Annotated in this window: 18 protein-coding genes and 1 tRNA gene; 11 read left to right on the forward strand and 8 right to left on the reverse strand. The window is 36.1% G+C overall.

Features of this window, described 5'->3' with window-relative positions:
• Positions 1 to 7 precede the first annotated feature (7 nt).
• Genes serS through ACJJVI_RS07320 form a run of 3 tightly spaced genes read right to left on the reverse strand, consistent with a single transcriptional unit; the run spans position 8 to position 3,562 of the window.
• A complete protein-coding gene (serS, locus tag ACJJVI_RS07310; protein WP_042269518.1) occupies positions 8 to 1,279 on the reverse strand; it encodes a serine--tRNA ligase in 1,272 nt (423 codons plus the stop codon).
• 38 nt (positions 1,280 to 1,317) lie between these two features.
• Entirely contained in the window at positions 1,318 to 2,646 is a 1,329-nt protein-coding gene (locus ACJJVI_RS07315; protein ID WP_042269520.1) for an HTTM domain-containing protein, read from the reverse strand.
• The gene (locus ACJJVI_RS07320) at positions 2,627 to 3,562 is read right to left on the reverse strand and encodes a bifunctional riboflavin kinase/FAD synthetase (protein ID WP_042269522.1); all 936 of its coding nucleotides are present in this window, start codon (positions 3,560 to 3,562) and stop codon (positions 2,627 to 2,629) included. The genes ACJJVI_RS07315 and ACJJVI_RS07320 overlap by 20 nt, the downstream gene beginning before the upstream one ends.
• A 75-nt stretch (positions 3,563 to 3,637) precedes the next feature.
• Between ACJJVI_RS07320 and ACJJVI_RS07325 the strand changes: the two genes are divergently transcribed.
• Positions 3,638 to 6,952 carry a reprolysin-like metallopeptidase gene (locus ACJJVI_RS07325; protein WP_405351228.1) on the forward strand — a complete coding sequence of 1,105 codons (3,315 nt, stop codon included), beginning with the start codon at positions 3,638 to 3,640 and terminating at the stop codon, positions 6,950 to 6,952.
• On the opposite strand, the gene pth is transcribed toward ACJJVI_RS07325, so the two are convergent.
• The 3 genes from pth to ACJJVI_RS07340 all read right to left on the reverse strand — a co-directional run bounded on the left by pth (position 6,953) and on the right by ACJJVI_RS07340 (position 9,259).
• A complete protein-coding gene (pth, locus tag ACJJVI_RS07330) occupies positions 6,953 to 7,519 on the reverse strand; it encodes an aminoacyl-tRNA hydrolase (RefSeq protein ID WP_202963369.1) in 567 nt (188 codons plus the stop codon).
• 135 nt (positions 7,520 to 7,654) lie between these two features.
• The gene (locus tag ACJJVI_RS07335) at positions 7,655 to 8,290 is read right to left on the reverse strand and encodes a 50S ribosomal protein L25/general stress protein Ctc (RefSeq protein WP_042245653.1); all 636 of its coding nucleotides are present in this window, start codon (positions 8,288 to 8,290) and stop codon (positions 7,655 to 7,657) included.
• 27 nt (positions 8,291 to 8,317) lie between these two features.
• Positions 8,318 to 9,259, reverse strand: coding sequence for a ribose-phosphate pyrophosphokinase (locus tag ACJJVI_RS07340; protein ID WP_036582609.1), 942 nt, complete (start codon positions 9,257 to 9,259; stop codon positions 8,318 to 8,320).
• 130 nt (positions 9,260 to 9,389) lie between these two features.
• Here ACJJVI_RS07340 and ACJJVI_RS07345 point away from each other — a divergent pair.
• From ACJJVI_RS07345 to ACJJVI_RS07360, 4 genes are all read left to right on the forward strand, one after another.
• Positions 9,390 to 9,471, forward strand: a tRNA-Leu gene (locus ACJJVI_RS07345).
• A gap of 94 nt (positions 9,472 to 9,565) precedes the next feature.
• Complete coding sequence (locus ACJJVI_RS07350; RefSeq protein WP_042245656.1) at positions 9,566 to 10,150, forward strand: HupE/UreJ family protein; 585 nt, start codon at positions 9,566 to 9,568, stop codon at positions 10,148 to 10,150.
• Positions 10,151 to 10,251: 101 nt separating this feature from the next.
• A complete protein-coding gene (locus ACJJVI_RS07355; RefSeq protein ID WP_036585207.1) occupies positions 10,252 to 10,677 on the forward strand; it encodes a dCMP deaminase family protein in 426 nt (141 codons plus the stop codon).
• Positions 10,678 to 10,679: 2 nt separating this feature from the next.
• The gene (locus ACJJVI_RS07360; RefSeq protein WP_405351231.1) at positions 10,680 to 12,254 is read left to right on the forward strand and encodes a S41 family peptidase; all 1,575 of its coding nucleotides are present in this window, start codon (positions 10,680 to 10,682) and stop codon (positions 12,252 to 12,254) included.
• Between the two features lie 16 nt (positions 12,255 to 12,270).
• On the opposite strand, the gene ACJJVI_RS07365 is transcribed toward ACJJVI_RS07360, so the two are convergent.
• Both ACJJVI_RS07365 and ACJJVI_RS07370 read right to left on the reverse strand, forming a co-directional pair.
• Positions 12,271 to 12,471, reverse strand: coding sequence for a hypothetical protein (locus ACJJVI_RS07365; protein ID WP_036582602.1), 201 nt, complete (start codon positions 12,469 to 12,471; stop codon positions 12,271 to 12,273).
• Positions 12,472 to 13,074: a MarC family protein gene (locus ACJJVI_RS07370; protein WP_006796739.1), complete on the reverse strand. Its 603-nt coding sequence runs from the start codon at positions 13,072 to 13,074 to the stop codon at positions 12,472 to 12,474. It abuts the gene before it with no gap.
• 193 nt (positions 13,075 to 13,267) lie between these two features.
• On the opposite strand from ACJJVI_RS07370, the gene ACJJVI_RS07375 reads away from it, so the two are divergent.
• The 6 genes from ACJJVI_RS07375 to trxA all read left to right on the forward strand — a co-directional run bounded on the left by ACJJVI_RS07375 (position 13,268) and on the right by trxA (position 23,588).
• The gene (locus ACJJVI_RS07375) at positions 13,268 to 13,834 is read left to right on the forward strand and encodes a DUF3109 family protein (protein WP_036582599.1); all 567 of its coding nucleotides are present in this window, start codon (positions 13,268 to 13,270) and stop codon (positions 13,832 to 13,834) included.
• Positions 13,835 to 14,208: 374 nt separating this feature from the next.
• Positions 14,209 to 15,201, forward strand: coding sequence for a ribonucleotide-diphosphate reductase subunit beta (locus tag ACJJVI_RS07380; protein WP_036582597.1), 993 nt, complete (start codon positions 14,209 to 14,211; stop codon positions 15,199 to 15,201).
• Between the two features lie 146 nt (positions 15,202 to 15,347).
• Entirely contained in the window at positions 15,348 to 17,834 is a 2,487-nt protein-coding gene (locus tag ACJJVI_RS07385; protein ID WP_405351233.1) for a ribonucleoside-diphosphate reductase subunit alpha, read from the forward strand.
• A 259-nt stretch (positions 17,835 to 18,093) separates the two neighbouring features.
• Positions 18,094 to 18,540 (forward strand): PA2169 family four-helix-bundle protein, encoded by a 447-nt coding sequence (locus tag ACJJVI_RS07390; RefSeq protein WP_405351235.1) that lies wholly within the window; start codon positions 18,094 to 18,096, stop codon positions 18,538 to 18,540.
• A gap of 264 nt (positions 18,541 to 18,804) precedes the next feature.
• Complete coding sequence (gene dnaE / locus ACJJVI_RS07395; RefSeq protein WP_405351237.1) at positions 18,805 to 23,157, forward strand: DNA polymerase III subunit alpha; 4,353 nt, start codon at positions 18,805 to 18,807, stop codon at positions 23,155 to 23,157.
• A gap of 110 nt (positions 23,158 to 23,267) precedes the next feature.
• Positions 23,268 to 23,588, forward strand: a complete 321-nt coding sequence (gene trxA / locus ACJJVI_RS07400) for a thioredoxin (protein ID WP_042287338.1) — start codon at positions 23,268 to 23,270, stop codon at positions 23,586 to 23,588.
• Positions 23,589 to 23,728: the final 140 nt, after the last annotated feature.

Consider the following 23,728-nt stretch of genomic DNA (forward strand, 5'->3'; position numbering starts at 1 on the left):
TAGGGTTTTAATCAATGATGTCAAATCCACAGTAAGGTTTTAATACTTCTGGGATTTTTATACCACTTTCTGTCTGGTAATTTTCTAAAATACCAGCTAGTATACGTGGTAGAGCTAATGAGCTACCGTTCAAAGTGTGTGCCAGTTCTGTTTTACCTTCGCTATTGCGAAAACGTAATTTCAAGCGGTTACTCTGGAATGTTTTAAAGTTAGAGACACTACTTACTTCTAGCCACTTATCTTGTGCGGTACTATAAATCTCAAAATCATAAGTAAGTGTAGAGGTAAATCCAAGGTCACCACCGCATAGTCTTAAAATACGATAAGGTAATTCTAGTTCTTCTAAAATATTTTTTACGTGAACAACCATGGCGTCTAGTGCACTTTCACTTTGGTCAGGATGCTCTATACGTAAAATTTCTACTTTATCAAATTGATGCAAACGGTTCAAACCACGTACATCACTTCCATAACTACCAGCTTCACGACGGAAACATGGTGTGTAGCCTGTCATTGCGATAGGTAAATCTTTTGATTCTAATAAATCACCACGGTAAAGGTTAGTGATAGGAACTTCTGCGGTAGGGATAAGGTATAAGTCATCAACACCTACATGGTACATTTGCCCTTCTTTATCAGGTAATTGTCCAGTTCCATAACCACTGGCTTCATTTACAAGATGAGGTACCTGCATTTCTTCATAACCAGCAGCGGTGTTTTTATCTAGGAAATAGTTGATTAGGGCACGTTGTAAACGAGCTCCTTTTCTTTTATATACAGGAAATCCTGCGCCGGTGATTTTTGTACCAAGTTCAAAATCTATTATATCATAATCCTTTACAAGTTCCCAGTGTGGTTTTGCACCTGCGTGTAAAGTAGGGATCACTCCATGTTGAGAGAGAACTTCGTTATCTTCATCACTATTCCCAGTAGGGACACTGTCTTGCGGGATGTTAGGAATGGTATATAGAATATTTTGTAACTCAGTAACAGCTGTGGTTAGTTCTTCATTAAGTTGTTTAGACTTTTCTTTAAGTTCTCCCGTTTGAGTTTTAAGTTGATTTGCTTCTGCAGCTTTTCCAGATTTAAATAAATCGCCTATTTGCTTAGATAGCTTATTACTTATAGCAAGTGTCTCATCAAGTTGTGCTTGTAGAGAACGCCTTTTTTCATCTACTGAAATAGCGTTTTCTAGCATTGGCATTGCGTCGATGTTTCTTTTTTTAAGCGCTTGTGCAAAAGCATCTTTATGCTCGCGTATAGCTGCGATTTGTAACATGGTATTCGTTTTTAATTCTAAGCTTGTAAAATTACCATTTATTCCTTGTTCTCATAGAGAGAAGATGGTAAAATCCATTCGTGATGTGACCAGTGACTCCATTCTTGAGCAGCGACGTCTATTTCTTTATCTGTAAACTGCTGTAAAGGTCGACCATTGACACTGACTTTTGCATCAATAAATACAGCAACATCTTCACCTTCCATCGCGTGAAATTCTTTTAATTTTTGAGCAAATTGCCACATAAAATCAGGCTTTGTTTGTACACTGTAAGATTGTTTAGTAGTTAGATAGTCATTATAATTAATCGCTTTGCGACTGCCGGTTTTTTTATTTTCCACATAATATGTAGTGAAACCACGTCTGTTGCGCAACATCATACGCCAGCTTAACCGATGACCTTCCTCAGTCCATAATACGTCGTCATTTATTACCCAATGTCTTAATGGTAATAAAATCATTATAACTAAAAAGCCCGTGGTTACAGCAATTGTTGACTTTTTGTACGATGGTACAATTATTTCGTCACCGTCATAGAATTGCTTCTTTTTTAAGAATCGTTTTTGTATTGTTTTAGGTTTAAAGAAGAAAACTAAAAATGCTAATGCTAGATAAGGGAATATCCCTATTTTAAAAATGATTGAATTAAAAATATGAAAGAAGAAAGACGCTATAACGGCAATCATGCGCGTTCTTTTCCAAAGCAATAATGGCACGATTAAAATGTCAAAGCTCAATCCGTAAATCATAATTGCCCAGTGAGCCCATTCCTGCTGTAAGATATCCCAATCACCAGCTCTTATTTTCATTAAATGCTTAGGGAATGAGGTGTCTATCCAGTCGGGATAAAACTTTGCAACACTAGCATAGGAGTAAACGATAAATAAAAACGCTATGATGAATAAATAAATCCATCTACTCATGTGTTCTTTACGTATCCTTGGGTTCCATTTTGCATCTATAGAAACAGATCGATGCGCTGGTAAAAAAATCATGATGTAGTTAAGTAACATCAATAAATAATAGTGGTTGTTGTAAGATGTTTTTTGCAATAAGTAGACATAAGTCCAGGCGATTGCATAAAAAATCATCGCAGTACGGTACTTAAAACCTACCATCACCAATAATCCTGCAATACCCATCATTACAAATAAGCCATACATTAATGGCGCTGGTAAAGGTTCTAGAAACTCAAAGCCTATGAAAGTAAACGTGAATTTTGGTTGTAAAAAATGCTTATCAACCGCTCCTAGCGCTATATGTCCAAATGCCTCGCAAGCCAATAAGAAACCAAAAAACATTCGGAATAAAACCAGAGCAGAATTATCTACTTGCCTGAACAACCATTTATCCCATTTGCTGTGCATAGGTTCTGGTCTTTAATTCATCTTCTTTCATTGCTGCTTTTAACTCTTCAATAGAATTAAATCTAACTTCATCTCTTAGCCTCTTATGAAAAAACAGCTCTACTTCAGAGTTGTATAAATCTGCATTAAAGTCTAAGTAAAATGTTTCAATGGTTTTTTGTGATCCGTCAGAAACTGTAGGGTTGAAACCGATATTAGTCATTCCGTAAACTTCAGTTCCATCTATGATGCTACTAGTGATATAGACTCCGTTTTTAGGTAATAATTTATAAGTTTCACTCACTTTTAAATTTGCTGTAGGGTAATTAATAGTTCTACCTATTGCTTTTCCTTGAACGATTTTACCGTTAATACTGTAGGGTCTATTCAGATAATTTTCAGTTACTTCCATATCACCATTTTCTATGGCGTTACGTATTTTAGTACTGCTTACAGTAACCTCTTCTACTTCTTTTTTAGAGATTTGGACAACTTTAAAATTAAACTCTTTACCATACTCTTCTAATTCAGTAATACTCGCAGCACGATTTCTGCCGAATCGATGATCATAACCTATGACAACTACAGCAGCCTTTAATTGATCGACAAGAATATTTTTAACATAATCATGTGCGCTAGTTCTGGCAAAATCTAAAGAAAATGGATGCGTCACAACGTTTTCTATCCCATTTGCTGCAATCAACTGCTGTCGCTCTTCAATCGTGTTGATTAATTTAAGATCGCCATCTGGCTGCAATACCATTCTAGGGTGAGGAAAAAAAGTAAGCAGTACACTCGTAAGGGATTGCTGCTGCGCGATTTCAGTAACTCGGCTTAGGATTTTTTGATGACCATGATGTACACCATCAAAAGTTCCTATGGTTATTACAGCGCCTTTTTCTGCCACATATGAGGCAATGTTATCAAATATTTTCAATGTATTAGAGCTCTTTTTTCAGGTAGATGCAAATTAAAATATTCTCGGTGAATTGCACTAAAAAACAGCATGTTTATGAAAATGTTTGTACAGACCACAAACATGAAGTATTTTGTAAACTTATTATTCCCTATGAAATATCTTTTAACGATTGTAATGCTGTTTAATTTCGCTTTCGCGAAAGCGCAAAACTTCTGGCAATCTGTCTCACAAACACCTACTGAGAACCTAGAAAATCGCAATTTTACACCTGATAACTATTTGACATATAATTTAGATATAGATGGTTTAAAACAATTTGTTACTGGATCGCCAATGCGGTTTACTACAAGCCACTCAAATGTAGTGGTGTCTATGCCTAATGCTGATGGGGATTTTTATGATTTTGAAATCTTTGAAACTCAAATAATGGAGAATTCGTTATCTGCAAAGTATCCTAGTATTAAGACCTATTTAGGTCTTAATGTAAATGATGCTGCAGATGTGATACGGTTTTCAATTACCTCTCATGGTTTTCATAATATCGAGTTTGTCCCAGGTGCACCTACAGTATATATCGACCCATTTACTATAGATCATAATACGTACATCGTTTATGATAGATCTTCAATTCCTGAAGTAAAGGAAGATTTTGAATGTTTAATGGATGAGCTTTCTGTAATTGGAACTGATCTCAACATATCAAATGTGGTTCCTAAATCAACAAATGATAGTTCACTGCGCACTTATCGGGTTGCCATCTCATGTAATGCAGAGTATGGAAATCTTTTTGCAGGTAACGGTACAGATGCGCAGAAGAGAGCAAATATTCAAGCAAGACAAGTGATAACGATGAATCGTGTGAATGGTGTTTATGAGCGTGATCTTGCTATTAATATGATCTTTGTGGCCAATAATGATTCCTTGTTATATTTTGGTGATACATCTTTAGATCCTTACACTAACGATTTTAATAATAGAACACAAGATTTAATAGATGGCGATCTTGCAAGTCAAGGCTTTCCTGGTATTGGGAATGCTAATTATGATATAGGTCATAATTTTAATACCTCTGGTGGAGGAAATGCCGGTTGCATCGGTTGTGTATGTGTAACTGGTCAAAAAGGTAGTGGTATGACCGGTCGTGCCAACCCTACTGGTGACCCATTTGATATTGATTATGTAGCTCATGAAATGGGACACCAGTTTGGTGGTTATCATTCCATGGCATCAAGTAACTGTAGAAGTGGAAGTGGTCAGACCGAAGTAGAGCCCGGAAGCGGAAGTACCATAATGGCTTATGCTGGTATTTGCAATCCCAATATTCAAAACAATTCAGATGATTATTTCCACTATGTAAATATTAGAGATATTACGGCAAATATTAAAAGTGGTCCTTCTAGTTCTTGTGCGGTAGTTACAAATATTCCTTTTACAGCTCCGGTAGTTGATGCAGGTTTAGATTATACCATACCTTATAGCACGGCATTTGTCCTAACCGGTTCAGCAACTAATCTAGGGACGGAGACAGTAGTCTATAATTGGGAACAAAATGACCCAGAAAATCCAGGAAGTAATAATGGGCCAGATCCTACACGAGTTCAAGGTCCGATGTATAGGTCATTACCTTCCGTAACGGTTCCAGAACGTTATTTTCCTGCCTTATCAGATGTTGTACAGGGGAATTTAGCACCATCTTACGAAGTAACACCATCGGTAGCTAGAAATATGGAATTTGCTTTCACTGCCCGTAAGTATAATAATAATGTAGGGCAGAATGATTCAGATTTAATGAATATTACTGTTGATGGCATAGCAGGTCCGTTTACTGTTACTAGTCAGAATTCTAATGTAAGTTACAATACAGGAGAAGCCTTTGTAGTTAATTGGGACGTAGCAGGTACAGATCAATCTCCTATTAATACAATGAGTGTTGATATTTTAATGTCTACAGATGGTGGTTTAAATTTTAATGATATTATTGAAGTAGCGACACCTAATGATGGAACTCAAACGGTTATTATGCCAGTAGTTTCTCCTACCAGTCAAGCGCGTATAATGGTAAAGGCAAATAGTAATGTTTATTATGCTATAAACTCTTCTAACTTCACAGTTACCAGCGATGAGTTTTCTTTGAGCACCACTGAGCTTGAGCAAAACGTTTGTTTGCCAGCAAATGCCAGTTACGATTTTACATATAGAACATTTAATGGTTTTAACACGCCTACAACGCTTTCATTAACGGGTGAACCTGTTGGTTCAACTGTTGTAATCACGCCTAGTACTGTTACTAATAACAATACGCCGGTAAATATTACCATTAGTGGTCTTAATAGTTCAATGGTAGGTAATTATAATCTTTCCTTTGATGGAACTGCTGGATCTACTATGCGATCTGTCGGGTTAACTCTAAACGTGTTAGAGAGTAGTCTTCAAAATACGACGTTAATTGAGCCAGTAGACATGGCAATTGATGTTGCGTTATTTCCGACCTTAGAATGGAACGCTAGCACCGGAGCTCAAGAATATGATGTAGAGGTATCATCAGATTCTAGTTTTAATATAATTGTTGAGGCAACAACAACTGCAGCAAGTACATATACTTTAACGACTGGTCTAGATGAGGATACCATTTATTATTGGCGTGTAAGAAACAAAAATGTATGTGGTGACGGACCTTTTAGTGCGAGTCGTAGTTTTAGAACAGCAAATATTGTTTGTTTTAACGAGTCTTCAACTGTTGTCCCTATAACTATAAGTTCGGGTCCACCATCTTCATTTGATACAATCATTACGGTTACTGATAATGTAGTGATTAACGATATTGTATTAAATATAGACTTGTCGCATACCTGGATGAGTGATGTTGATATTTATTTAACCAGTCCGTCGGGTACTCAAATAACGATTATAGAAGATCGATGTAATAATAGAAATGACTTACTAGCTACATTTACAGATGATGGGGCAGCACTTCAATGTACTTTTGCAGCGCCTACAGTAAGTGGAACCATCCTAGCAGTAGATACGTTCTCTTCTTTTAATGGAGGAAATGCACTAGGTGATTGGGTATTAACTGTTGCAGATGATACTGATCAAGATGGTGGTAGTTTAAACGGATGGTCTGTAGATATTTGTGGAACACAAACTCTTTCCACAATTGACAATGTATTTGATGACATTAGTTTATATCCGAATCCATCAAAAGAATCGGTTTTTCTACAATTAGATAATATCGCTTTTGCAGAAGCTGAATACGATATCTACGATATGGCAGGAAGATTTATAACTTCTCAAGAAATAGTTGCAGCTCGCACTCAAATCGATTTGAGCCATTGGTCTAGCGGAATGTATTTAATTAAAGTAACAATAGATCATCAAACAATAGTAAAGCAGATTATTAAAGAATAGCTATTTACCGTTGAATTGATTCATGGTGTTAGCTAGTCCAGCATGAGTAAAAGATAAGCACGCCGCTGCTGCTTTATCAATACGTTCTGGTAAAGCTTTTAGTTCTTCTTTGTTCCATTCTCCTAAAACATAGTCAACCTGACGGCCTTTAGAGAATTCATCAGAGATACCGAAGCGTAACCTTGGGTAATTAGGTGTGTTTAATTTAATCTGTGTATCCTTTAATCCGTTGTGACCGCCATCAGTCCCTTTTGACTTCATGCGCAATGTGCCAAACGGCAGATTCAAGTCATCAGTAACTACTAAGATTTGTTCCTTAGGAATAGATTCTTGATTCATATAATATTTAATTGCCTTACCACTTAGGTTCATATAGGTGCTAGGCTTAAGTAAAGTAACTTTTTTTCCTTTGTGAGTAATAGTTGCAACATCTCCTAAAGTTAGGGTCTCAAAAGAAGCGTCCTTTATCTTTGAAATCTCGTCTAGAACTTTGAATCCTATATTGTGACGCGTTTCAGTGTATTTATCTCCTATATTACCTAACCCTATAATTAGAAATTTTTTCATGTCGTTCTCTTTTTCAATGATAGATGATTTAAAAAGGTTCACCCACCAATTTTTCAATTCACTTATCATGGCTCAAAGCTATAAAAAAAGCCGCAAGAAATAAATCTTGCGGCTTGTAAGTATTTGAGTAAAGAATTAATCTTCTTTAACTGCAGCTACATCATCTGTTTGTGTAGATGGTACATCTCCAGCTTCAACATCATCATCCTCATCATCTGCAATAGCAGTACGAGAAGTTTTGATCATTACAACCACAACGCTGTCTGGGTGCATGATTTCATACTCAGGTACGCGTAAGTCACGTACATATTTCTTATTTCCAATTTTCATAGGCGCGATGTCTACTTCAATTAGATCAGGTAAGTTAGCAGGAATTGCTTTAACCTTTAAACGACGGTTGTTTCTACGTAAAACACCACCATTAAGTACACCACGAGAAGTTCCTACAGTAACTACAGGTACTTCCATTGTAACTGGCTTGTCATCAAAAATTTGATAAAAGTCAGCGTGTAATAATTGCTCTTTTACTGGGTGCCATTGCATATCTTGAGCAATTGCAGCATATTGACCATCTTTACCTAGGTCTATAACAACTGTCATAGCGTCAGAGGTGTAAACCAAATTTTTAAATGCTTTTTCTTCTGCTTGAAAATGCACTGGCTCGTCTCCTCCGTAAATTACGCAAGGAACCAATCCAGCATTACGTAGGGCCTTAGTTGCCTTTTTGCCCACGCTTTCTCTTTTAGATCCGTTGATCGTGATTGATTTCATTTGTTGTTTATTTATTAATTATTGAAATTACATGATAAAATTAGAACTGATAGACTCATTGTTTTGAACGCTAGTCATTACTTCTGCAAATAGACCTGCGCAAGTAAGAACTCTTATTTTTCCACTTTCTTTTCTTAAAGGGATAGAGTCGGTTACAATTAGTTCTTCTAGTTGAGAGTTTTCAATTCTCTCATAAGCCTGACCTGATAAGATGGCATGAGTACAAATAGCTCTTACGCTTTTTGCTCCACGCTCCATCATCACATCTGCCGCTTTTGTTAAAGTACCTGCAGTATCGACCATGTCGTCTACTAGGACTACATTTTTCCCTGTTACGTCACCTATCAATTCCATGTGAGATATCACATTTGCTTTTTGACGCTGTTTATAACAAACCACTACATCGCTTTCAAGAGTTTTTGCATAGGCATATGCTCTCTTAGAACCACCCATATCTGGTGAAGCTATAGTTAGGTCTGATAAATTAAGGCTCTTTAAATAAGGGATGAATAATGCACTACCGAATAGATGATCTACAGGTTTTTCAAAAAATCCTTGAATCTGATCTGCATGTAAATCCATGGTGATAATGCGAGTCGCACCAGCACTTTCTAAGATTTTTGCAATCATTTTTGCGCCTATCGGTACACGAGGCTTGTCTTTACGATCTTGACGTGCCCAACCAAAATAGGGAATTACAGCTGTAATATGTCTAGCGCTTGCTCGCTTTGCAGCATCTAGCATTAACAATAACTCCATTAAGTTATCACTGCTGGGATGTGTAGATCCTATAATAAAGATGCGACGACCACGTATTGATTCTTCAAAAGATGGTTGAAATTCACCATCACTAAAAGTAGAGAAGTTAACCTGGCCTAGTGAGGCACCATACTTCTCAGCTACCGCCTTAGCAAGGTCCATACTTTGTCTACAACCGAATAATTTTGCTTCTGTCATGGTGTTGATCATCTTAAAATGAATTAGACTCCTGATTTTAAGGCTGCAAATGTACAGATATTTTTATTCTTTGTCCTTAAAAATAGCTCTAAATAAGGTGTGAGATTTAAAATTATATGTACTTTTGCAATCCAATTTTTAGGCCTCAGTGGTGGAATTGGTAGACACGTTGGATTCAAAATCCAATGCTTCACGGCGTGCCGGTTCGATTCCGGCCTGAGGTACTTTTTAAAACCAGAACAGAAATGTTCTGGTTTTTTTATACCACATCACTAAAAATCCTATTTTTGAATTATTACCCCTTAAAACTATAAATAGATGGATGATTTTTTAAGAAATGTGATTTTTGGGTTTGAACATGTGCTAGATTGGAGAGCTTATGACCACATCCTTTTTATCATGTTACTTGCAGTACCTTACCTTTTTAAAAGTTGGAAAAAGCTATTATGGCTGGTTACAGCATTTACGGTAGGTCATACCATTTCATTAATGCTTGTAGCTTTTGCAAAAGTGAGCTTTTCAAGTACGTACATTGAATTTCTAATTCCTGTGACCATAGCAATCACGGCACTGTATAACATCTTTACAGCAGGTAATAGGCACCGCGATAATGCGGCATGGCTAGCTATATCTATTTCATTATTTTTTGGGTTAATACATGGCCTTGCATTCTCTAGTGCTTATAAGATGCTGGCCAGTGGAAGCGATAATGAGTTTTTATTACTACTTGAATATGCAATAGGTATAGAAGGTGCTCAATTAGTTATCGTGCTATTAGTTCTTATTTTAAACTTTATATTCACTGGGATCTTCCGTTTTAGTAGAAAAGATTGGGTTCAAGTTATTTCAGGTATTGTTTTAGGAATGGTTATACCTATGTTGATTGACAGGTGGTTGTGGTAGATTTAATGAAGTGATTTTTTGACCTCGCTTTCGCGAAAGCGTAATAATGATAGTATAGTGCGGCATTATTAAATGAAATGCAAAATTTAAAAATAGAAAATTTGAAGGATCAAAAACAGCATAAATATGATGTTGCTTATCTTAAGATGGCTGCAGAATGGGCTAAGTTATCGCACTGCAAACGCAGGCAGGTAGGTGCTTTAATTGTTAGGGACCGTATGATTATAAGTGATGGTTATAACGGTACACCTAGTGGATTTGAGAATTTTTGTGAAGATGATGAAGGGTATACAAAATGGTATGTCTTACATGCAGAAGCTAATGCAATTCTTAAAGTAGCTGGATCAACTCAATCTTGCGCTGGTGCTACATTATATATTACGATGTCACCCTGCAAAGATTGTAGTAAGCTGATTCATCAAAGTGGCATTAAACGTGTTGTATATGTAGAAGGTTATAAAGATGATAGCGGTTTGCAATTTCTGCAAAAAGCTGGCGTTGAAGTAGAACAAATTAATCAACTGTAATATTGAAAAAATCACAGGCATACTTTCCATTGTTTTTAGGAATAGCAGTAGCGCTAGGAATAGGGCTGGGCTATACGATGCATAGTGGTGAGTCTAGTGATGGATTACTTATGGCTAGTAATGCCAATAAGCGTAAACTTAATAAGTTAATAGATATTATAGATCAGCGATATGTAGATGATGTGAATACAGATAGTATTGTTGATATTACTGTAAATGGTATATTATCTAATCTTGATCCTCATTCCATCTATATAACTAACGACGAGATGGAAGACGTCGCTGATCAGATGCGAGGTGATTTTGTGGGTATAGGTATTAGATTCTTTGTAAATCAGGACACGATTTCTGTTCTTAATGTATTAGATGGTGGACCTAGTAAAAAGGCTGGTATTAAAGGTGGTGATAAAATTCTTTATGCCGATGGGAAGCCACTTTTTGGAACAGGTGCTGTAAGTACAGATGTTTTAAAAGGAGAAGAAGGTTCAAAGGTTACACTAGGTGTATTGCGACCTGGTGATAATGATGTTCAACAGGTGTCTGTAGTAAGAGGCAATGTGCCTATTAATAGTGTCGAGGCGGCTTATATGCTCAATGAAAATATGGGATATATAAAAGTTAATCGATTTGCAGAGTCTACCGAAGAAGAATTCAACGATGCTATAGATGGCTTAATTGAAAAAGGTGCGCAACGCCTAACAGTCGATTTAAGAGATAATCCAGGTGGTGTCTTAAGTGCTGCAATCGCTATGGCAGATGAGTTTTTACCACGTAAAAAATTAATCCTTTTTCAAAAGGATCGTGATAATGAGCGCAAAGATTCTTATGCTACTAGTGATGGTGATTTTGAAGATAAACCTGTTTATATTTTAATTAATGAAAATAGCGCTAGTGCTAGTGAGGTAGTCGCTGGAGCTTTGCAGGATAACGACGTGGGAACGATTATAGGCCGACGTAGTTTTGGAAAAGGTCTGGTGCAACAAGAAATTAAACTAGGTGATGGTAGTGCAGTCAGGTTAACAGTGTCTAGATATTATACACCTACTGGTAGAAGTATTCAACGCCCATATGATAATGGTAATGAAGACTACTTTAAAGAGTATATCGATCGCTATAATAACGGTGAACTAGAAGATGCTGCTAACATTGAGGTGAATGATTCTTTAAAAAGAACAACGCCAGCAGGTAAAGTAGTTTATGGTGGCGGCGGAATCATTCCAGACGTTTTTGTAGCATCTGCAGATGGGTATGTTTTACAAACCCTAGAATATTTTGCTCGTACAGGATTTGCAGATCAGTTTGCTAATCGGTATTTACAAGGCGATGGTATTAACTTGCGCAACATGACTGAAATAGATTTCATGGAAACCTACAGTGTTCCAGAATTAGTCATGGAAGATTTTATTCAATACGCACAGTTATACAATACTAGTATTTCGTTGCCAGGTTATAGAGATGAGATCTCTACAATTATTAAATCTGCGCTTGCAGAGCAGCTTTTTGATACTGAGGCAAAAATTAAAATCTTGAATCAACAAGATCGTATGATTCAAAAAGTGCTAGAGCTTAATAAGTAAGTCTGTTATTTTTAATCTATCGTTTCTCGTGCTTATCTTTTATCTTAAGAGATACTTGTAGTATCGCCAGTAAAATAAGTACACACAAAGAAGCGAGTATGCTAATAACTGCTATTTGACTATCACCTTTAAAAAGATTAGAGAAATCTAGTTTAGTAGCGTTAAATATAATGCTGGCAGCTGCAAGAGCCATTAATATGTATATAACTATTTTCATTTAGAAAAGTTCTTTAATGTTTGTGGTAAATAGCTTTACCGCGATGGCTAGCAAGATAACCCCAAAAATTTTACGTACCACATTAATACCTTGTTTTCCGATCAGTTTTTCAATGTACCCAGAGTTCTTAAGTACAATGTATACAAAGATGATGTTCACGATAATAGCAGCAATAATATTAATAACTGAGTATTCTGATCTTAAAGAAAGTACTGAGGTTAAGGTACCTGCACCAGCGATAAGTGGAAATGCGATAGGTATAATAGCAGCAGTTTCTGGCGCCTCGTCTTTATAAAGCTGTACACCTAGAATCATTTCTAATGCGATAAAGAAAATTATGAAAGCACCGGCTACTGCAAATGAGTTGACGTCAATGCCTATTAAATTCAACATTCTTTCACCGACAAATAAGAATACAATCATTAATACACCAGCAACAACAGATGCTTTTTCACTTTGAACATGACCTACTTTACGACGTAAGTCAATTATAATAGGAACGCTTCCTATAATATCGATTACCGCAAATAAAATCATGGTTGCTGTAAAAAACTCCTTTAGGTCAAAGGCTGCAAAAAAATCTACAAAAGAATTGCTTTCCATCGTCTTGTTTTGAGCGCGCAAAAGTACTGCTATTTAATAGTTTAGTATTGATTAGTAAAGGTTAAATATTCATTAACGAATTGTGACTTTTAAGTTGTAGGTCTGCATCGTCTTAAAGCTCTTTTCAACTATGCCATATTCTGTCAGTATTAAATATGACTTCTAGTATCTTTGTAGCTTCAAATTTGCCTTTATGTTTCAGTTAGGAAAAACCATCGTGTCAGATGATGTATTAGAAAAAGACTTTGTTTGCAATCTTACAGCTTGTAAAGGTGTTTGCTGTGTTGCAGGAGAAGCTGGTGCACCATTGGAGCAAAAAGAGTTAGATATTCTAGATAAAGAATATGAAAAAGTCAAGCCTTATTTAAGATCTGAAGGGATTGAGGCTATAGAGGCTCAAGGTACGTGGATAGAACGTGAAAATGGCGAATTAGAAACTCCATTAGTAAATGGGGCAGAATGTGCTTACACCACCTTTAAAGAAGATGGTACGGCATTATGCGGTATTGAAGCCGCTTATCGAGATGGGGCAACTTCTTTCTATAAACCTATTTCTTGTCATCTTTATCCGGTGCGTATACAGGAATACACCGATTTTAAAGCGGTAAATTATCACAAGTGGCAAATTTGTGATGACGCGTGTACATTAGGTGAAGAATTAGGTGTTCCAGTTTATAAATTTTTAAAGGAAGCTCTCGTTCGTAAATTCGGAATTGCTTGGTATGAGGAGTTGGAAGAAATAGCTCAAAATTTTTCCTAAAAATCGTAAATCTGCGTTTTCAAATTTCAATTTTTAACATTTCGCTTTCGCGAAAGCGTGGATAACTTATTCTTCTGTGTTTATAAATAAAATGTAGGAATTAGACTAAATATTGCTGTCTATCAGTGATAAAATATAGGCTTGTATTATCTTGTTTCTATTAAATGCATTGAATGTTAGACGAAATTTTAATGTACTGTTATACAGTGTTTTGAGATAATGAATTAATTTATTTTTAACATTTTAAAGTAGCTTTGATGATGTTGAAAACTTGTTTAAAAGCAAATTGTTAAGACGCTGATTTGCTCTCAATGATTTTTGATATTTGTTACTCTTCAAGCCAGAAGAAATAACCGAGAAAATTAAAAGGACACATGCAGACGACTCAAGAACCAATTTTACAAGAGAATCCAGACAGATTTGTTATTTTTCCTATTCAACATGATGATTTATGGGAGTGGTATAAGAAACAACAAGCTTGTATTTGGACTGCTGAAGAAATCGATCTGCAAGTTGATATTACAGATTGGCAAAATTCATTGAATTCTGACGAGCGTTATTTTATTAAGCATATCCTTGCGTTTTTTGCGGCTAGTGATGGTATTGTGAATGAAAATCTTGCAGAAAATTTTGTGAATGAGGTACAGTATTCTGAGGCTAAGTTTTTCTATGGTTTCCAGATTATGATGGAAAACATTCATTCAGAGACTTATTCTTTACTTATCGATACTTACGTAAAGGATGATGCAGAAAAAGATCAACTTTTTAGAGCTATCGAGAACTTTCCTGCTATTAAATTAAAGGCAGATTGGGCAATGAAGTGGATTGAAAGCCCATCATTTGCAGAGCGTTTAATCGCATTTGCTGCGGTAGAAGGTATCTTCTTCTCTGGTGCATTTTGTTCTATTTACTGGTTGAAAAAACGTGGTCTTATGCCAGGACTTACTTTTTCTAATGAGTTGATATCACGTGATGAAGGTATGCACTGTGATTTTGCAGTACACCTACACAACCATCATCTAGTAAATAAAGTTCCTAAAGAGCGTATTACAGAAATTATTGTTGATGCATTAAATATCGAGCGTGAATTTATTACTGAGTCATTACCGGCTAGTTTAATAGGTATGAACGCAAAATTAATGACACAATACCTAGAGTTTGTAACTGACCGTTTATTAGGTGAACTGGAATGTGATCCTGTGTATAATGTTACTAATCCATTTGATTTTATGGATTTAATAGGTATGGAAGGTAAAACTAACTTCTTTGAGAAAAGAGTAGGTGAATACCAAAAAGCAGGTGTCATGAACAGTACTAAGGAAGATAAGGATTCAATGGATTCATTCTCCTTAGATGCTGACTTCTAGTAAGTAACCTGAAAAAACCTACAGCTCTTAGGGCTGTTCCATTATAGTGTATTGAAGATAAATTAAGTTTTCTTCACAAATGTTAACCCAATTATTAGAGAATGGGATTAGAATCCTTATCTCTTAACCCAAAAAACTAGTTCAATATGTTTGTAGTAAAAAGAGACGGCCACAAAGAGCCAGTGATGTTTGATAAAATCACAGCGAGAGTACGTAAATTATGTTATGGTTTAAGTAATCACGTAGACCCAGTAAAAGTAGCGATGCGTGTTATCGATGGTTTGTATGATGGAGTTACTACAAGCGAATTAGATAATTTAGCTGCAGAAACGGCTGCAACGATGACCACAGCTCATCCCGACTATGCTCGTCTGGCGGCACGTATTTCTGTCTCTAACTTACATAAGAATACTAAAAAGACGTTCACTGATGTGGTAACTGATTTATATGAGTATGTAAATCCACGTACAGAGAAAAAAGCACCTATGATCTCTGATGAGGTGTATCAAGTAATACAAGATAATGCAGACCGCTTGAACTCGGCCATTATTTATAATCGTGATTTTGGGTACGATTACTTTGGGTTTAAAACATTAGAACGTAGTTATTTATTAAAAATTAATGGAAAAATTGCAGAGCGTCCACAACACATGTTGATGCGTGTTTCTGTAGGAATCCATATGGATGATTTAGATGCAGCGATAGAGACTTATGAGTTGATGTCTAAAAAGTACTTTACTCATGCAACTCCTACATTGTTTAACGCTGGTACGCCTAAACCTCAGATGTCTTCTTGTTTCTTATTAACGATGCAAGATGATAGTATAGAAGGGATTTATGATACATTAAAGCAAACAGCTAAAATCTCACAGAGTGCTGGTGGAATAGGGTTGTCTATTCACAACATAAGAGCTAGAGGTTCTTACATAGGTGGTACTAACGGTACTTCAAATGGAATTGTGCCTATGCTTAAGGTTTATAATGATACAGCACGTTATGTAGACCAAGGTGGAGGAAAACGTAAAGGTTCTTTTGCTATTTACATGGAGCCATGGCATGCAGATATTTTTGATTTCTTAGATCTTAAGAAAAACCACGGTAAAGAAGAAATGCGTGCGCGTGATTTATTCTATGCGATGTGGATGTCTGATCTATTTATGAAAAGAGTTGAGGCAAATGATAAGTGGACCTTAATGTGTCCACATGAATGTCCAGACCTTTATAATGTTTATGGAGATGAATTTGAAGCGCTTTATACTAAGTATGAGCAAGAAGGGAAAGGTCGCAAAACAATTCAAGCGCGTGAGCTATGGGATAAGATATTAGAATCTCAAATAGAGACTGGTACACCATATATGTTGTATAAAGATGCAGCAAATAATAAGTCTAACCAGAAGAATCTTGGAACCATCAGGTCTTCAAACCTATGTACTGAGATCATGGAGTATACTTCTCCAGATGAGGTGGCTGTATGTAACCTAGCTTCTATCGCACTACCTATGTTCATAAAGGACGGTGCGTTTGATCATAAAGCACTTTATAAAGTAACTAAAAGGGTAACACGCAACTTAAATAAAGTAATTGATCGCAACTATTACCCAGTAATAGAGGCGAGAAATTCTAACATGCGTCACAGACCTGTTGGACTTGGTATTCAAGGTCTTGCAGACGCTTTCATCATGTTACGTCTACCATTTACAAGTGACGAGGCTAAGAAATTAAACTCAGAGATTTTTGAGACTTTATATTTTGCAGCATGTGAAGCTTCTATGGAAATGGCGCAGGAAGAAGGAGCATATTCAACATTTGAAGGATCGCCTATGTCACAAGGAGAATTCCAGTTCAATATGTGGAATATCAATGATTCAGATTTAAGCGGTCGTTGGAATTGGTCAAATTTAAGAACTAAGGTAATGGAACATGGTGTGAGAAACTCACTTCTAGTAGCGCCTATGCCTACAGCAAGTACCTCACAAATCTTAGGTAACAATGAGGCCTTTGAACCATATACTTCAAATATCTATACACGTAGAACACTGTCTGGTGAGTTTATTGTAGTTAATAAGCACTTATTGAAAGACTTAGTAGACCTAGGACTTTGGGATGATAGTTTGAAGAATGCGATTATGAGAAATAATGGTTCTATTCAAGCGATAGAAGGTATTCCAGAAGATATCAAAGAATTGTATAAAACGGTATGGGAATTAAAGATGAAGGATATCATCGATATGTCTCGTCAACGTGGTTACTTCATTGATCAGTCTCAATCGTTAAACCTGTTTATGGAAAACGTGACAACGTCTAAGCTTACTTCAATGCATTTCTATGCATGGAAAAGTGGTCTTAAAACAGGAATGTATTATTTAAGAACTAAGGCAGCTGTAGATGCTATTAAATTTACGGTAACTAAAGAAGCTAAAAAAGCTCCAATAGCACAACCAGCAGTAGCACCGGTACTTATAGAAGATCATTCTCCAGCCGCTGCAAAAGTTATGGAAGCTGCTGCAGACATTATTAATACAAAAGTCGTTACAGAGAGTGAAGAAATGACGGCTGAAGAATATAAAGAAATCCTATTACGGGCAAAAGAAGCGGCAAGCAATGGAGATGACTGCGAGATGTGCGGTTCATAAAACTTACTTATTTACTTAATGTAAAGCGACCTTGCAATTATTGTAAGGTCGCTTTTTTTGTACGCTTTCGCGAAAGCGTATATAACTAACCCTATTTACATCTCAAAAGTTAAGTCTTTTAACAAGAATGGGTTGTATCGCTATTATAAACTTAAATCTATATTAAGCTTGGTGTAAACCCATGTTAATCACTCGGTCTGAACTGTATTCAGTCTGTATATTGAGGTATATTAATTAAATAACCATACAAACTAATATTATGAATTACACAGAAGAAGTAGCAAACAAGCTAAATGAATTATTAGAAAAAAATTATGATGCTGAGGCTGGATATAAATTGGCCAAAGAAAAAGTAGATAGTAAAAGATTAAAAGGCTTTTTTGAAAATCAAGCGCAAGAACGATATGATTTTGGTCACGAGCTTAAAAATGAAATCCGTAACTATGGAGCAACTCCAGATAAAGGAACGAGTGTAAAAGGTGATGCGCACCGCGCATGGATGAACATCAAATCTACCTTTTCCTCAGATAATGAAGAAAGCATGTTAGAAGAGGCAATTAGAGGAGAGAAAGCTGCTGTAGATGAGTATGATACCATAATTGCAGATATGACATTGCCGCCGTCAACAAATTCATTGTTAACGAAGCATCGTGATAATGTGCAAACAGCATTAAATAAAGTAAGTGCGATGGAAAGCATAGCATAATTTCCATAGATTATTGATTGAGGACCCTTTTGAGACATCAAAAGGGTCTTTTTTTTAGATGTAAATAAGTAAATCTTTTGCTGCTTTTGTTCATAACTACATTTTTAAAAAGAGTTTCAATCACGTATATTTAAAATTCTGATTTTAAATTTTAATCGATTTTTAAATAACTGTTTTTAAGTTAATTAACTGGTTGAGTATAACTGGTTTTTTTGACTTAATAATAACAATTTGACAACTCGATAACGCAACACTCATTCTACTATGTATCTCATTTTTGACACTGAAACTACAGGATTACCTAAACGCTGGGATGCACCTTATACAGATGTAGACAATTGGCCACGTGTGATACAAATTGCATGGCAATTGCATGATGAAATGGGTAACCTTATTGAGCACAAGGATTATCTAGTTAAGCCAGATGGTTTTGATATACCCTATGATGCAGAGCGTATTCATGGAATCTCTACAGCACTTGCAGATCAGCAAGGTGTGCCGCTAGAAGAAATGCTGTCTGAATTCAATATAGCACTTAGTAAAGCAAAATTTGTAGTAGGTCAGAATTTAAAATTTGATTTAAACGTTACTGGTGCAGAGTTTGAGAGAACTCAAATCGCAAACGATTTACAAGAGATCCCAGTACTAGATACCTGTACAGAACACACTGCACAATTATGCCAGATACCTGGTGGTCGTGGTGGTAAATTTAAGTTACCTACACTTACAGAGTTACATCAGTTTCTTTTTAATCAACCGTTTGGAGAGGCCCATAACGCCACTGCAGATGTTGAAGCGACAACTAGATGTTTCTTAGAATTAATACGTAAGCAACAATATTCAAAACAACAACTAGACGTTGCAGACGATTACTTTGTACGCTTTCAACAACAGAATCCGGCACCTATACGACCTGTAGGGATTACTCATATTAATCTTAAGAAAGCATCAGATCAACTAAAAGAATCTGCGTCACCAGAGCTTTCTAAACAAGAAATTAAAGAAAATCTAGAGGAACTTAATGAAGCACAATTTGCACATTTACATTCTCATTCTCAATTTTCAATCTTGCAGTCTACTGCAAGTGTTCAAGATCTAGTAATGGCAGCTGCTGCAAATGACATGACTGCTGTAGCCATGACAGACCATGCAAATATGATGGGAGCTTTTCATTTTGTAAAAGCGGTAAAAGCCCATAATGCGAGCCTAGTAAATGATGATGATAATGAGTTGCAAAAAAAGCCATTAAAACCTGTTATAGGTTGTGAGTTTTTTGTTTGCGAGGATATGAATGATAAGTCCCATAAAGACAATGGGTATCAAATCGTATTGCTGGCCAAAAATAAAAATGGTTATCTCAACATTGCAAAAATGTCTAGTAAAGCCTATGTAGATGGGTTTTATTATGTTCCTAGAATTGATAAAAAATTAATTCAAGAGTTTAAAGAAGACGTTATTGTCCTTACTGGTAACATGTATGGAGAAGTGCCTTCAAAAATCCTCAACATAGGAGAAAATCAAGCCGAAGAAGCACTTCTTTGGTGGAAAGAAGAATTCGGCGATGATTTTTATGTTGAAATCATGCGTCATGGACAGGAAGATGAAGATAGAGCAAATGAGGTTTTGATATCGCTTTCGCGAAAGCATAATATCAAAATGGTAGCGACTAATAATACTTATTACGTACATAAGGAAGATGCAAATGCACACGATATTTTATTATGTGTAAAAGATGGAGAGAAGCAAGCGACACCTATAGGTCGTGGACGTGGTTATCGATATGGATTGCCTAATCAAGAGTACTATTACAAATCTGCTACAGAGATGAAACTTTTGTTTAAGGATTTGCCTGAGGCGATTCTTAATATTAGCGAAGTTCTAGATAAGATAGAACCCTTTGAACTAGCACGAGATGTACTATTACCTAAGTTTGATATTCCAGAACAGTTTCTAGACGCGCAAGATGAACATGATAATGAAAAACGTGGTGAGAATGCTTACCTAAGGCACCTAACTTATGAAGGTGCAAAAATACGTTATGGTGAGATTACACCAGAAATTGAAGAACGTCTAGATTTTGAACTAGAAACGATCCGTAAAACGGGATATCCAGGATATTTCTTAATTACTTGGGATTTTATAAAAGCTGCTAGAGATATGGATGTAGCAGTAGGTCCTGGTCGTGGTAGTGCGGCAGGTAGTGTAGTCGCCTATTGCTTATGGATTACAAATGTAGACCCGATACATTACGACTTACTTTTTGAGCGTTTCTTAAATCCAGATCGTGTAAGTATGCCAGATATTGATATCGATTTTGATGATGAAAATCGATACAAAGTGATGGATTATGTCATTGAGAAATATGGAGCCAGTCAGGTGGCACAAATTATTACTTATGGTACCATGGCGGCAAAATCTTCCATACGTGATACCGCAAGAGCATTAGATTTACCACTTAATGAAGCAGATCATATTGCAAAATTAATTCCGGATTTTGCTAAGCTTAAAAAGATTTTTGCTCTTGAAGATAATGAGGTTCGTAGCAAATTCCGTGGTGAGGATGCTGACATGGTTGAAGAGCTTAGAGGTATCGCAGCAGGATCTGATCTGGCTGCTGAAACTTTAAGACAAGCTCGTATTTTAGAAGGTTCTGTAAGAAATACTGGAGTTCATGCCTGTGGTGTGATCATAACACCTGCGCCACTTACTAATTTTGTACCGGTTGCTACCGCAAAAAATTCAGACCTTTATGTAACCCAATTTGATAATGAGGTTGTAGAAAGCGCGGGATTGTTGAAGATGGACTTTTTAGGGCTTAAAACACTAAGTCAGATTAAAGACACTGTTGCAATTATTAAAGAGCGACACCATATTGATCTCGATATCGAGTCTATACCATTAGATGATGCTAAAACTTATGAGCTTTTTCAAGAAGGTAATACCATAGGGATATTTCAGTATGAAAGTGCTGGTATGCAAAAGTATATGCGTGATTTAAAACCGACGCAATTTGCAGATTTAATTGCCATGAACGCCTTGTATCGTCCTGGTCCACTTGAATATATACCAGATTTTATTGATAGAAAACATGGTGTAAAAGAGATAAGCTATGATCTTGATGGTATGGAAGAGTATCTTTCAGAAACCTATGGTATTACCGTCTATCAAGAGCAAGTAATGCTACTTTCTCAAAAGCTTGCAAACTTTTCAAAAGGTGAGGCAGATGTCTTGCGTAAGGCGATGGGTAAAAAGCAAATGGCTACACTGCAAAAAATGAAGCCTAAGTTCTTGGATAACGGAGAATCAAATGGTCATGATCGTGAAATACTTGAAAAAGTATGGAAGGATTGGGAGGCGTTTGCATCTTATGCATTTAACAAATCTCACTCTACATGTTATGCCTGGATAGGTTATCAAACGGCTTATTTAAAAGCTAACTATCCTGCTGAGTTTATGGCAGCAACCTTGTCTAATAACATGAATCAGATTAAAGACGTTACTAAATTTATGGATGAGTGTAAGCATATGGGATTACCTGTACTGGGTCCAGATGTTAATGAGTCTAACTATAAGTTTACCGTAAATAAACATGGTGCCGTACGTTTTGGGATGGGAGCAGTGAAAGGCTTAGGTCATGGAGCTGTAATGACGATTATTGAAAATAGAAAGGATGGTCCGTACAAAAGCATCTTTGATATGGCAAAGCGTATTGATCTGCGTGCTGCAAATAAGAAGTCTTTTGAAGCACTAGCCTTAAGTGGTGGTTTTGATGGATTAGGAGGCGAAAATAGAGCACAGTATTTCCATCAATCTGATAATGGTCAGATTTTTCTAGAGCAAGTTGTGAAATATGCTCAAAAATATCAAGAAAATGAAAATAGTGCTCAGGTAAGTCTTTTCGGAGAAGCTAGTGATGTACAGATTCCAGAACCAGAATTACCTATCTGTGAAGATTGGGGCACGATGGAGAAATTGAAACGTGAAAAAGAAGTTGTAGGTATTTATATCTCAGGTCATCCACTCGATGATTATAAAAAGGAGATGGAATTTTTCTGTAATACAGGACTTTCTAGTTTAAAAGACTTACATGGTTTAGTAAATCGAGATTTGACCTTTTGTGGAGTGATAAGTGATGTCCAACATCGTATTACAAAAACTAATAAAGGCTGGGGAATGTTTACGGTAGAGGATTATGAAGACAGTTTTGAGTTCAGACTTTTCAATGAAGATTACTTGAAATTTAGACACTTTTTAGTGCCTAATTCTTTCATCCATTGTAAGATAAAAATCAAAGAAGGTTGGATTGATAAAAAGACTGGTAAGCCTACAGATCCACGTATCAATTTTATGGCGATGCAACAACTACAAGACTTAATGGCTAGCAGTGCAAAAAAATTAACCATTCAGTTTCATATTAGTGAGGTAGTTGAGAATAGAGTGGAATGGTTAAAGGATGTCATAGAAACTCATAAAGGTGATCATCAGTTATTTTTTAATCTAGTAGATCATGAAGAAAAAATCTCTTTGAATATGCCTAGTCGTTTAAAGAAAGTAAATGTGACTAATGAATTGTTAGATCTATTAGATGAACAAGGCATTAATTATGGTGTGAATTAAGGCCAAATCACTAAGCAACATATCGCTATAAGTAAGTCTAATGGTGACAGCCTGTGATATGGAATAGGATTTGATTACTTTTGTATATAGAATTTTAAACAGCAAGTAAGATGGCACTAGAAATAACAGATGCAAATTTTGAAGAAACAGTATTAAACAGTGATAAGCCAGTATTGGTTGACTTTTGGGCAGCATGGTGTGGACCATGTCGTATGGTAGGTCCTATCATTGATGAAGTAGCTACAGATTATGACGGTAAAGCCGTGGTAGGTAAAATGGATGTAGACGCAAATCAAGAGTTTGCTGCAAAATATGGTGTTCGTAACATCCCTACAGTTCTTGTTTTCCAAAATGGAGAAGTAGTAGGACGTCAAGTAGGTGTTGCTCCTAAAAATGCATATACAGACGCAATAGACGCATTATTGAACTAGATTATAGTTCTTAATTTATAAAAAGCCTGTTTCCATTAAGAAACAGGCTTTTTTATGCATTTAATTTATTTTTTTTCAAGTTTAACAAGATTTATATTTTTAAATATTTAACCTATTTGTTTAAAATTTAATACAATGCT

It is taken from the genome of Nonlabens sp. Asnod3-H03 (assembly GCF_045063665.1).
GTDB classification, from domain to species: domain Bacteria; phylum Bacteroidota; class Bacteroidia; order Flavobacteriales; family Flavobacteriaceae; genus Nonlabens; species Nonlabens ulvanivorans.

Bases quoted from the DNA above. Each gene is read 5' to 3' on its own strand.
- serS (WP_042269518.1), bottom strand. From the start codon at position 1,279: ATGTTACAAATCGCAGCTATACGCGAGCATAAAGATGCTTTTGCACAA.
- ACJJVI_RS07315 (WP_042269520.1), bottom strand. From the start codon at position 2,646: ATGCACAGCAAATGGGATAAATGGTTGTTCAGGCAAGTAGATAATTCT.
- ACJJVI_RS07325 (WP_405351228.1), top strand. From the start codon at position 3,638: ATGAAAATGTTTGTACAGACCACAAACATGAAGTATTTTGTAAACTTA.
- pth (WP_202963369.1), bottom strand. From the start codon at position 7,519: ATGAAAAAATTTCTAATTATAGGGTTAGGTAATATAGGAGATAAATAC.
- ACJJVI_RS07335 (WP_042245653.1), bottom strand. From the start codon at position 8,290: ATGAAATCAATCACGATCAACGGATCTAAAAGAGAAAGCGTGGGCAAA.
- ACJJVI_RS07340 (WP_036582609.1), bottom strand. From the start codon at position 9,259: ATGATCAACACCATGACAGAAGCAAAATTATTCGGTTGTAGACAAAGT.
- ACJJVI_RS07350 (WP_042245656.1), top strand. From the start codon at position 9,566: ATGGATGATTTTTTAAGAAATGTGATTTTTGGGTTTGAACATGTGCTA.
- ACJJVI_RS07365 (WP_036582602.1), bottom strand. From the start codon at position 12,471: ATGAAAATAGTTATATACATATTAATGGCTCTTGCAGCTGCCAGCATT.
- ACJJVI_RS07370 (WP_006796739.1), bottom strand. From the start codon at position 13,074: ATGGAAAGCAATTCTTTTGTAGATTTTTTTGCAGCCTTTGACCTAAAG.
- ACJJVI_RS07375 (WP_036582599.1), top strand. From the start codon at position 13,268: ATGTTTCAGTTAGGAAAAACCATCGTGTCAGATGATGTATTAGAAAAA.
- ACJJVI_RS07380 (WP_036582597.1), top strand. From the start codon at position 14,209: ATGCAGACGACTCAAGAACCAATTTTACAAGAGAATCCAGACAGATTT.
- ACJJVI_RS07385 (WP_405351233.1), top strand. From the start codon at position 15,348: ATGTTTGTAGTAAAAAGAGACGGCCACAAAGAGCCAGTGATGTTTGAT.
- ACJJVI_RS07390 (WP_405351235.1), top strand. From the start codon at position 18,094: ATGAATTACACAGAAGAAGTAGCAAACAAGCTAAATGAATTATTAGAA.
- dnaE (WP_405351237.1), top strand. From the start codon at position 18,805: ATGTATCTCATTTTTGACACTGAAACTACAGGATTACCTAAACGCTGG.
- trxA (WP_042287338.1), top strand. From the start codon at position 23,268: ATGGCACTAGAAATAACAGATGCAAATTTTGAAGAAACAGTATTAAAC.